Annotated in this window: 8 protein-coding genes; 6 read left to right on the plus strand and 2 right to left on the minus strand. The window is 34.6% G+C overall.

The window, feature by feature from the left end; all coding sequences use genetic code 11:
* Window positions 1-106: 106 nt before the first annotated feature.
* Complete coding sequence (brnQ, locus tag AB8U03_RS17710) at window positions 107-1,465, minus strand: branched-chain amino acid transport system II carrier protein (protein WP_369705873.1); 1,359 nt, start codon at window positions 1,463-1,465, stop codon at window positions 107-109.
* Window positions 1,466-1,888: 423 nt separating this feature from the next.
* Here brnQ and AB8U03_RS17715 point away from each other — a divergent pair, with 423 nt between their 5' ends.
* The 6 genes from AB8U03_RS17715 (at window position 1,889) to AB8U03_RS17740 (ending at window position 9,783) form a co-directional block, all read left to right on the plus strand.
* A complete protein-coding gene (locus AB8U03_RS17715; protein WP_369705874.1) occupies window positions 1,889-3,784 on the plus strand; it encodes a sigma 54-interacting transcriptional regulator in 1,896 nt (631 codons plus the stop codon).
* Window positions 3,785-3,927: 143 nt separating this feature from the next.
* The gene (locus AB8U03_RS17720; RefSeq protein ID WP_369705875.1) at window positions 3,928-4,227 is read left to right on the plus strand and encodes a UxaA family hydrolase; all 300 of its coding nucleotides are present in this window, start codon (window positions 3,928-3,930) and stop codon (window positions 4,225-4,227) included.
* Window positions 4,227-5,384 carry a UxaA family hydrolase gene (locus AB8U03_RS17725; protein WP_369705876.1) on the plus strand — a complete coding sequence of 386 codons (1,158 nt, stop codon included), beginning with the start codon at window positions 4,227-4,229 and terminating at the stop codon, window positions 5,382-5,384. The genes AB8U03_RS17720 and AB8U03_RS17725 overlap by 1 nt, the downstream gene beginning before the upstream one ends.
* 90 nt (window positions 5,385-5,474) lie before the next feature.
* The gene (locus tag AB8U03_RS17730; protein WP_369705877.1) at window positions 5,475-6,431 is read left to right on the plus strand and encodes a 2-keto-3-deoxygluconate permease; all 957 of its coding nucleotides are present in this window, start codon (window positions 5,475-5,477) and stop codon (window positions 6,429-6,431) included.
* A 749-nt stretch (window positions 6,432-7,180) separates the two neighbouring features.
* Window positions 7,181-8,275 carry a glycerol dehydrogenase gene (locus AB8U03_RS17735; RefSeq protein ID WP_369705878.1) on the plus strand — a complete coding sequence of 365 codons (1,095 nt, stop codon included), beginning with the start codon at window positions 7,181-7,183 and terminating at the stop codon, window positions 8,273-8,275.
* A gap of 254 nt (window positions 8,276-8,529) precedes the next feature.
* Window positions 8,530-9,783: a sialidase gene (locus AB8U03_RS17740; RefSeq protein WP_369705879.1), complete on the plus strand. Its 1,254-nt coding sequence runs from the start codon at window positions 8,530-8,532 to the stop codon at window positions 9,781-9,783.
* A gap of 203 nt (window positions 9,784-9,986) precedes the next feature.
* On the opposite strand, the gene AB8U03_RS17745 is transcribed toward AB8U03_RS17740, so the two are convergent.
* On the minus strand, window positions 9,987-11,185 hold a 1,199-nt coding region (locus AB8U03_RS17745), incomplete at its 5' end, for a CsxC family protein (protein WP_369705880.1).

Genomic DNA, 11,185 nt, shown 5'->3' on the forward strand with positions numbered 1-11,185 from the left:
AAAACTGACCTCCCATAAGTTAGATTTTTAGGTCTAACTTATGGGAGTCAGTTCATAAAGTTAATTATGAACAGCTCTTTTTTTGTTATAATTTTAAAATAAAAATCTAAACGAAACTTGTCTTTGACCTTGTGAAAAAACAGACAACAAGTCCGAGAATAAGGCCCGTAAACATAGGAACAACCCATCCCATACCCAGATTAAAAAATGGCACATAATTTCCATAGAATTTCAAAATATTTTGTATAAAAGGCATGGATTTAACTGCAGATGGTAGAGCATTTAGGCAATCAGCTATGCTTACAAAAAGAGTAAACAAGGTAGTAAGTACATATACGCATTGACGGTTTTTGAAAAACTGGGATAACAAACCAAGTATAATTAATGCAATGGCCAATGGATACAAGAACATTAAAACGGGAATTGAAAGTAGAATTATCTGAGTCAATCCAACGTTAGCCACAAGACAAGCTATAATTGTAAAAATAATTACATAACCTCTGTAGCCAAAACTCCTTGGAAACAATCCGTAAAATGTTTCAGAACAGGCAGTTATAAGGCCAATTGCAGTCTTCAAGCAGGCTACTGTTACGATTAATGCAAGCAAAATGCTACCCCAGGAGCTGAAATAATATCTGGCCACCTGAGCCAATGCAATTCCTCCGTTTTCAGAAACAGGAAATTTCCCCACGCTTGTAGCACCTACATAAGCCAAACATCCATAAATCAGTCCCATGAGTAAAATGGTTACTGCACCTGATTTAATAGTTCCCACTGCAATTCCTCTGGCACTTGTGACTCCAAGGTCTCTTAATGTTCTTACAACTATAATTCCAAAAGCCAGGGAGGCTAGTGCATCCATAGTATTATAACCTTCTAAAAATCCCTTAAAAAAAGGAGTATTGGTGTAGGCATCAACAATTTTTGCACTAGATGCAGTTCCCATAGGATGGACAATACTTGTTATTATTAAAATAGCAAGAAATATTAAAAAAAGCGGATTTAGAACTTTTCCTACCCAGGTGAGAATTTCACTTGGCCTTAAAGAAAAAAACAATGCTGCAAGAAAAAAGGCAGCGGTAAACAGAGCAAGCCCCAATCTACCATATTGACCTGGAATAAAAGGAGCAAGCCCAATTTCATAAGAAACTGTTCCAGTCCTAGGCAATGCAAAGAATGGCCCGATTGTTAAATAGAGCAGCAGCGTCATTACATAACCATAAAAAGGATGAACTCTGCTTGCAAGATCGAACAAACCTGTACTTTCAGAAACACCAATGGCAACAACACCTAAAAAGGGAAGACCAATAGCTGTTATGAGAAATCCAATTGTTGCAGCAGATACGTGTGCACCTGCCTCCTGCCCCATATGTACTGGAAATATCAAATTCCCTGCCCCAAAAAACAGTCCGAACAACATAGATCCAACTACTATGTACGACGGCAAAGATAATCGTTTATCCAAATAAATCAGCCCCCAACTATAAATTAATAATTTCATAAATTCTTTTATTATAAATAAAAAAATTTATTTATCTTTAATATTATCATAATCATTACATATTACACCTGATTGCCATATAGTTTTTTATTTTCAGAAAAAGTTTATTAGTATTTAAAATTGAATGAAAAATATTTTAAACTGTCAATAATTAATTTATACTTATTGTGAGACATGTAGTATTTATTCACGCCCTGATTATAATTGTAGGGTACAGTGCAAAAACAATCAAAAATATTCTGGATAAAAAATAGTCATAAAAAAGTTGTATAGTAGCTGTACGACTTGAATATACTAGGAAGTAAAATTTTATATTGCAAATGTAGATATAAAACAAGATAATTAATTATAAAATAGTATTTTAAAATTTTACTGAAGGAGACAATGATGAAAGACATAGTATTCATAGCTCCATTTAAAAATTTAGGCGATTTGGCGGAGCAAGTAGTTAAAATAAAAGAATATAATAATATAGAAATTGTAGTTGGAGGATTAAGTGAAGGGGTAATTGCTGCTAAAAAGGCAGTGCAAAATGGTGCAAGTGTAATTATATCCAGGGGTGGAACATACACGATGATAAAGGATGTTGTAGATATACCCGTAGTTGAGCTCAGCATAAGCTCATTTGATATTTTAAGAGGGTTCAGGGATTTATTTAATTATAAAGGTAAAATTGGTGCGGCTGGCTATAAAAATATAATACACAGGTGTGAAATAATAGGGGATCTTTTAGATTTGGATATAGTTAAGATTGAAATTCGTGATCAAAAAAAACCTGAAAAATTATTAAAACCATATGTTGATGAGGGTATACGAATATTTGTAGGGGACACTGTAGGTACTTATGCAGCCAATAGATTGAATTGTAAAAATTATATAATAGAATCTGGAAGGGAATCTATTATAGATGCAATGAGAGAAGCCAGGAGAATATTTAAGGGTATACAGCTTGAAAAACAAAAAGCAGAAAGGTTTAAAACTATAATGGATTTTGTCCATGATGGAATAATATCTGTAGATAATGAAGAGAAAATTACTATATTTAATTCTACAGCTGAGAGAATATTTGATATTTCAAAAGAAGAGGCAATTGGAAAAAGAATTGAAGATGTAGTCAAAAATACGAAGTTAGATGAGGTATTGAAAACAGGATGTGTACAATTAGGGGAAATTCAAAATGTAAATAATTGTAGAATAGCAACTAACAGAGTGCCATTTATTGTGGATAATAAGATAAATGGAGTAGTAGCAACATTTCAGGATATTACTAAATTACAGGAGTTAGAGCAGAAAATAAGAATTAAACTTCAAAAAAAAGGATTTACAGCTAAGTACAATTTTAAGGACATAATATATAAAAGCGGTAAAATGAAAGAATGTATTAAAAAAGCTGAGATTTATAGTCACTATGATTCTCCGGTTTTGATTTTAGGCAAATCGGGAGTTGGGAAAGAACTATTTGCCCAAAGTATTCATAATAGCAGTAATAGAAAAGATATGCCTTTTGTAGCTATAAATTGTGCAGCCCTACCGGAGAATCTCATAGAAAGCGAACTTTTTGGATATGTGGAAGGAGCATTTACAAGTGCGGTAAAAGGTGGTAAGGCAGGTGTGTTTGAACTCGCCCATAGAGGTACAATATTTTTAGATGAAATAGGGGAAATGTCGCTTGATGTGCAAACCAGATTGCTTAGAGTTATTCAGGAAAAACAGGTTATGAGAATAGGAGACGACAAGTTAATTCCTGTAGATGTTAGAATCATATCCGCTACAAATAAAAAACTAAAGAATATGGTAAACATTGGGAAATTTAGAGAAGATCTATATTACAGAATTAATATACTTTCATTTTTGGTACCTGAATTAAATGATAGAAATGAAGATATAATTGAGCTTTCAAAATTTTTTATAAATAAATATTCTGTAAAATATAATAAAAAGATTGAACACATATCAAATGAGGCTAGAGATTATTTAAATAGTTATTATTATAAGGGAAACGTTAGAGAACTTCAGGGAATGATAGAAAGAGCAGTAGTCCTTTGCAATGGTAATGCATTGAGGCTAGATGATGTGCAATTATTAGAGGAAACTGAAAGTGTGGATATAAAAAATAAAAAAGACAGCGGTTTAAATAAGATGAAGTTTAAAAATTTAAGGCAGGTTGAAGATGAATACATAAAACAGGTCATGGATTATTGTGATGGTAGTGTAGGTAAGGCGTCAAGAATATTAAAGATAAGCAGAACAACTTTGTGGAGAAAAATGAACGATGATGCATAATGCATCATCGTTCATTTCCGAAACATAAATTTGTTTCACTATGAAACCCATGCTTATTATATATACCTATTATGTAGTAAATAGATTTGGCATGATACTTGCTACATAACATAAATGAAAAAATTATAGAGGGAGGAATACACATGCTAAAATTTGCAGTTATAGCAAATGAAAATGATAATGTAGCTACTGCGGTAAAAAATTTGAAAAAGGGTGAAAAGGTATTAATTGATGTATTTGGCAAAGAAATTCAGATAGTACTCAACGGAGATATTCCCTTCGGGCATAAGTTTGCTGTAAAGGATATAGCCAAGGGTAGAGAAATAATAAAGTATAAGGAGTCTATAGGACAAGCTACTCAAGATATAAAGTCTGGAGACTATGTTCATGTGCATAATGTTGTAAGTGAAAGAGGACGTGGAGACTTGGAGGTGTCTAAATAATGAAGCTTTATGGATACAGAAGAGAAAATGGACAAGTAGGTATAAGAAATCATATATTAATACTTCCTGCATCGGTTTGTGCCAGTGAGGTTGCAGCAGGAATCGCAAGTCATGTAAATGGTGCCATAGCAATACCAAATCAGCATGGATGCTGTCAAGTTGGTGCCGATATGGATCTTACGATAGCAACATTGAAATCATTGGGAAAAAATCCTAATGTAGCAGCAGTACTTGTAGTTGGGCTGGGATGTGAAGGAGTTCCAACAAAAGAAGTTGCAAAAGATATAGCATCTACAGGTAAAAAAGTTGACTATTTAATAATACAAGAATGTGGCGGAACTATAAACACAGTTACAAAAGGTACGAGAATTGCAGCCGCCATGGCTAGAGAAGCAGCTGAGGTTAAAAAAGAGGAAATAGATATATCAGAAATAACTTTGGCAATTGAATGTGGTGGATCTGATACTACATCAGGACTTGCCGCAAATCCTGCAGTGGGATATGCATCAGATAAATTAGTTTCACTAAATGGTACATCCATATTTTCAGAAACTACAGAATTCATAGGAGCTGAACATATACTGGCTAAAAGAGCTGTAACTAAGGAGATAGGAAACAAGATATTGGAAATAGTCTCTAATTGTGAAAAAAAAGCGAATACAATGGGGGTTGACATGAGAGGTGGACAGCCTACTCCGGGTAATATTCAAGGTGGTTTGACAACAATAGAGGAAAAATCTTTAGGGTGTATATATAAAGGTGGAACTGCGCCAATAAATGGAGTATTGAATTATGCAGAAGCACCAAAAAGTAAAGGATTATATGTTATGGATACACCAGGGCAGGACATTGAATCTATGACAGGTATGGTAAGTGGCGGTGCTCAGTTAGTTGTATTTACTACAGGTAGGGGAACTCCTACTGGAAATCCTATTGCACCGGTAATAAAAGTAACGGGCAATCCAGAAACATTTAAAAATATGCGTGATAACATGGATATAAATGCAGGAACTATAATTGAAGGATCTAAAACTGTTAAGCAGGTAGGGGAAGATATTTTTGCTGAAATGCTTGAGGTAATAAATGGTAAGCAAACTAGGGCAGAATCACTTAATCACAGAGAATTTGGCATATTGAAACTTATATCAACATTCTAAACCAAATATATAGTAATAACGTTAAATTATTATTGATAAAGGAAAGGGTATAATGAATATATATTATATTCATTATATATAAGGTGATATATGCAAATTAAAAAAGCAATTGATAAAGTACCAGGTGGAATAATGGTAATACCTTTATTGCTAGGGGCGGTTATTAATACGTTTTTCCCGCAGCTGTTAGCCATCGGTGGATTTACTACTGCAATGTTTAAACAAGGTTCTTTGCCAATTTTGGGAGTGTTTATGTTTTGCATGGGTTCTCAAATGAGCTTGAAAGTGGCACCAAAATCCTTTAAAAAAGGTGCTGTTCTCACAGTAGCCAAATGTGGAATTGGTACAATTATAGGATTAGCTGTAGGAAAGATATTTGGATCTGCTGGAATCTGGGGATTGACACCACTGGCAATTATAGCTGCAATGACTAATACAAACAGTGGGCTTTTTGTAGCGTTGACAGAACAGTATGGAGATGAAAGCGATGTAGGTGCTGTGGCTGTACTTTCGTTAAATAATGGACCATTCTTTACTATGTTGGTTTTGGGTGCTTCAGGCCTGGTTGCTGTACCGATTACAGCTTTTCTCGCTGTTTTGGCTCCTATAGTTTTAGGAATGATTTTGGGAAGTTTGGATGGAGAAATTCGTAAATTTTTGGCTTCCGGACAAAAATTACTTATACCTTTCTTTGCTTTCCCACTGGGAGCAGGAATGAATTTAACAAGTATAGTAAAAGCAGGATTGCCAGGAGTATTATTAGGAGTGTTAACAGCTGTATTAACAGGTTTTGGAGGCTATTTTGCCCTTAAGGCAATTGGAGAAAAAAGACCTATTGCAGCTTTTGCCAATGGTTCTACAGGAGGTAACTCTGTAGGGACTCCGGTAGCTATAGCTGCTGTGGACAAATCTTTAGCTCCAATATTGGGGGTAGCTACGGCTCAAATAGCAGCATCTTGCATTATAAGTGCATTTTTGTGCCCGGTCATAATGGTTCTTATGAATAAACATTTAGGGAAAAAGAAGATGGCTAACTTGGCGGCATAGATAAAAATTGAGATAATGTACAAACAATAATGAGGCTTAAACGGTAACATGGAGGTTTAAGCCTTATTTGTTTACAGGTAATTTATGTAAGAAGTTTTCATACAGAGCGTATGGTATGGTGGTGCTAAAATATGCACAATATATGAGAGAACAAATGAAATTCAAAAGTTGGTTATTTTAAATTCCATTTTGGGAAAATATAAAAAATGTATTTAATCTGGAATTGATTTCTTCAAGAGAGAAAAAGGATAAAGATGTTCATAAAGTTTTTAAGATAAGTGGAGTAAAAAATTAGATTATTTCCCCAAAGATGGTATTGCAACGGATTTCCTAATACCTGAATATACAATGAAAAGTGTTGTAAGTATAATAAATAATTGAATATTTTATTGATAGTGAAAATTCACACTAGTACAAAAATGGGAAATAGTTTTTCCAGTTATGAGAAAAATTATTTAATGTAATCCTTTAATTAAATAATTAAACTATTGTACAGGTCAAAAGTGGCATATAATATTTTTTTATGCTTGGTATGATTTTTGCTAAATTAAATTTGTAGATGAAATGCTAAATTATTTTATGTTTAGTTAAAAAGGTAAGGTATGCACATCAATGTAATCGCTTAATGAATGCAGCTCTATTGCTAGTATCTTTATTTAAATATTATTGAGAGGGATTGTTCTGGAAAAATTAAAAGGGAGAATAGGGAATACTACTCTCATAGATACTGAGGAAAGGATGTTTTATTCATGGCAATATTAAAATTGTTAAGGGCTCCATTAAAGTATATACAAGGTAAAGGGGCATTGCTGAATTTTTATGAAGAAACCAAGGATTTAGGATCATCATATTTATTTATCTGCAGTAAAAGCGGATATAAGAATTCCCATGCAAAAATCGAAAAGAGTTTTGAAAAAACGGACTGCAAGCTACATTTTGAAATATTTAAAGGCATCAGTTCTAATGGAGAAATTGAAAAAATGAGGGAAATTGTAAGAAACGAACAAATTGAAGTGATTGTAGGTATTGGAGGAGGAGCTGCCATTGATACTGCCAAGGCAACTGCTTACTATGAGAAATGTCCTGTGAGCATTGTTCCTACAGTTACAGCCACTGATGCGCCTTGTACTGGACTTTCAGTTATATATAATGATGATGGTACTTTTGATAAATATTTATTTTATCCCAGAAATCCAGAAGCTGTAATCGTAGACAGTGAAGTTATTGCAAATGCTCCTGTAAAGTTTCTTATAGCAGGAATGGGCGACGCACTGGGCACATATTTTGAGGCTAGAGCTTGCATTAGAACTGATTCACCAAGTTTGGAAAATGGAGGTATAGCACTGTCGGCTATGGCTCTATGTGAGTTATGTTATAAGACTTTATTAGAATTTGGTTATCAGGCAAAATTATCTTGTGAAAAGCATTTGATAACACCGGCTTTGGAAGCTATAATCGAAGCCAATGTATATTTAAGCGGAGTAGGTGCTGATAATGGTGGATTGGCAGTTGCTCATTCTGTATATAATGGATTTACAGCCTTGAAAGAGTGTGAGAGAAGTATGCATGGTTCTTTAGTTGCATTTGGTACCATTGTGCAGCTTATTCTGGAGAGTGCCCCCAAGGAGGAAATAAAAAAAGTTATGGATTTCTGTTATAGTGTGGGTCTTCCAATCACCTTAAAGGAGGTTGGTGTAATGGACGAGGAAAGAGTTCATACAGCCGCAAAGAAAGCATGTGTGCCAGGTGAAACAATTCATCATTTGGTAGGTGACGTGACTCCAGCTCAACTGTATGATGCCATATTGACAGCTGATTTATTAGGCCAGGAGTACTTTAAATAATAAATTTATATAATAAATTGTTTTTTATTGTTTATGTGGAGTTTACCCATGGGAAAATATATTGTGAATGGATTAAGGAAGGGCAGGTAGCCCTTCCTTAATGCTTATCTTAAAATTGTTGAATTAATGTTTTAGGTTAAAGTAGAATTTATATTTCAAATTAAAACTGCCATTTTTGTAACATTTTCTAATTTTATCCATAGAATATAATTGGTAATTATTTAAACAGGAACAAGAATACAAGGAGGTTCCTAATGTATAATAATGCATTTTACCGTTGCCCGTATTGTTCTGATGAAGCTGTTTGTCCTTTTTTAAATAGGTCGATGAAGCGCTTTTATAACCCGGGATATTATAGCGATTCTGAAGATTTCAGATCCTTTTATGAAGAAGATTACAGAAATATAGTTATTCCTCCGATTTCCACCGGTAGATGGAGTAGATGGGAAGATCTGGGCGGAACATTGACTTCAGCACCTGCTGTTTCATCATGGGCACCTAATAGGCTGCACACTTTTGTAAGAGGTACAGATAATGCTCTTTGGCATAAATGGTGGAATGGATCCAGATGGAGAGACTGGGAAAGCCTTGGAGGAACATTGACTTCAGCACCTGCTGTTTCATCATGGGCACCTAATAGGCTGGACACTTTTGTAAGAGGTACAGATAATGCTCTTTGGCATAAATGGTGGAATGGATCCAGATGGAGTGACTGGGAAAGCCTTGGAGGCACAGTGACTTCAGCACCTGCTGCGGTATCATGGGGAAATAATAGAATTGACGTATTTGCAAGAGGTACAGATAATGCTCTTTGGCTTAAATGGTGGAATGGATCCAGATGGAGCGACTGGGAAAGCCTTGGAGGCACATTGACTTCAGCACCTGCTGCTGTATCATGGGGAAATAATAGAATTGACGTATTTGCAAGAGGTACAGATAATGCCATGTGGCATATATTCTGGAATGGCTCTCGCTGGAGCGGTTGGGAAAGTCTTGGAGGTATATTGACTTCAGCACCTGCTGTTTCATCATGGGCACCTAATAGGCTGGATACTTTTGTAAGAGGTACAGATAATGCTCTTTGGCATAAATGGTGGAATGGATCCAGATGGAGTGACTGGGAAAGCCTTGGAGGAACATTGACTTCAGCACCTGCTGCCGTGTCATGGGGAAATAATAGAATTGACGTATTTGTACGTGGCCAAGGTAATCGATTATATCATTTATGGTGGAATGGATCCAGGTGGAGTTCATGGCAAGATCTCAGAGGAAGGATAACTTCGGGTCCTGCAGTTTCTTCGAGAAGAGCAAATAGACTTGAGGTGTTTGCAAGAGGCTCAAATAATCAATTGATTACAATGTCGTGGAATGGATCCAGATGGAGTAATTGGCAGGGTATAGGTGGAAACATAACTTCTGAACCAGCTGCAGTATCCTGGGGACCAAACAGAACCGATGTATTTGCTAGGGGAACAAACAATGCAATGTGGCATATTTATAGAAATTAGATCCAAAATATATTGTTAGGTAAAAGCCTTAATTACCTTCTATTGGGAACTAGGGCTTTTACTATTTGAAAAATATTTTATTAACTTTAATCATGATTGCACGCAGATTTTCCTTAGTTAAAAAATAGGTAATAATATAGCCGTAAGTTATGTTTTCATCCATTAATCTTAAGGCTCTTAACTAGGTTCTAAAATAGGTCGCCTTATTTTGAAATTTCTACATCCTGATTTTGCAGTAGTTTTATTGTTAAAAGTAATACTACTTTTTCAGTGATGATATGGAATCCCTGATCTAAAGGTAATTCACAATTCCTATCTTCTGGATTTTCAAGAATGTCAGTTTCAGTAATTTCTGCATTTATTAGTTCGCAGAATACTTTTTCATTAAAGGATTCAGTTAATTTAAAGCTTTGTTCATGAATATCTGAGCCAATCATATCTTCTTTGCAAGAATCACAAATTTTAATGTTAGTTTCTAATATGTCTACTTTATATTGAGAAGCAGTGGATGTAAATTTAGGGGGAGTTTTGAATGTGACCCTAGTAGTACATTTAAAAGGTACTTTAACTGTGGCATGTTTTAATTTACCTTTTAATGTTACTTTGTCCACATATTCTTTTGTAGTGTATTCAATATTTTTTCTAATAAAACCGTTTATAAATACTATTCCGGTATTAGGCTTGTCGTTTTCAGAGTCAGGAATAAGTTCACATTGGTTCAAATATGCATTTTTCCTAATGTCTTTAATTTCTAATACAGTATCCTCTAGTTTAAGGGAAGATTGAACATTAATAGTTACTTTACATTCTGTTATCACCACTGGAACTTTTATTGTTACAGGCCCTTTAGTAACCTGAGAAGTATGAGGAGTGTTTTCACAAAGCGGTAATGTTTCCGAGATAACAGTTGTTTTACAATTTTCAATGGTAATCTTGTTATTTATTTCATTTTTATTGGTTCCATTATTGAATTTATCATGGCTGTTTTCTAAGGTAATGTTTTCTGAGTTGGTATCTTCCAAAGTATTATTTTCTAAGGTGATGATTTCTGGGTTGGTATCTTCTAAAATATTATTTTCTAAGACGGTGTCTTCTGAGTCAGTACCTTCCAAAGTATTATTTTCTAAGGTGATGATTTCTGAGTCAGTACCTCCCAAAGTATTATTTTCTAAGGTGATGTCTTCTGGGTTGGTATCTTCTAAAATATTATTTTCTAAAACGGTATCTTCTGAGTCAGTACCTTCCAAAGTATTATTTTCTAAGGTGATGATTTCTGAGTCAGTACCTCCCAAAGTATTATTTTCTAAGGTGATGTCTTCTGGGTTGGTATCTTCTAAAATATTATTTTCTAAAACGGTATCTTCTGAGTCAGTACCTTCCAAAGTATTATTTTCTGAGGTGA

This window comes from Clostridium moutaii, from assembly GCF_041205085.1.
GTDB lineage: Bacteria > Bacillota > Clostridia > Clostridiales > Clostridiaceae > Clostridium_B > Clostridium_B moutaii.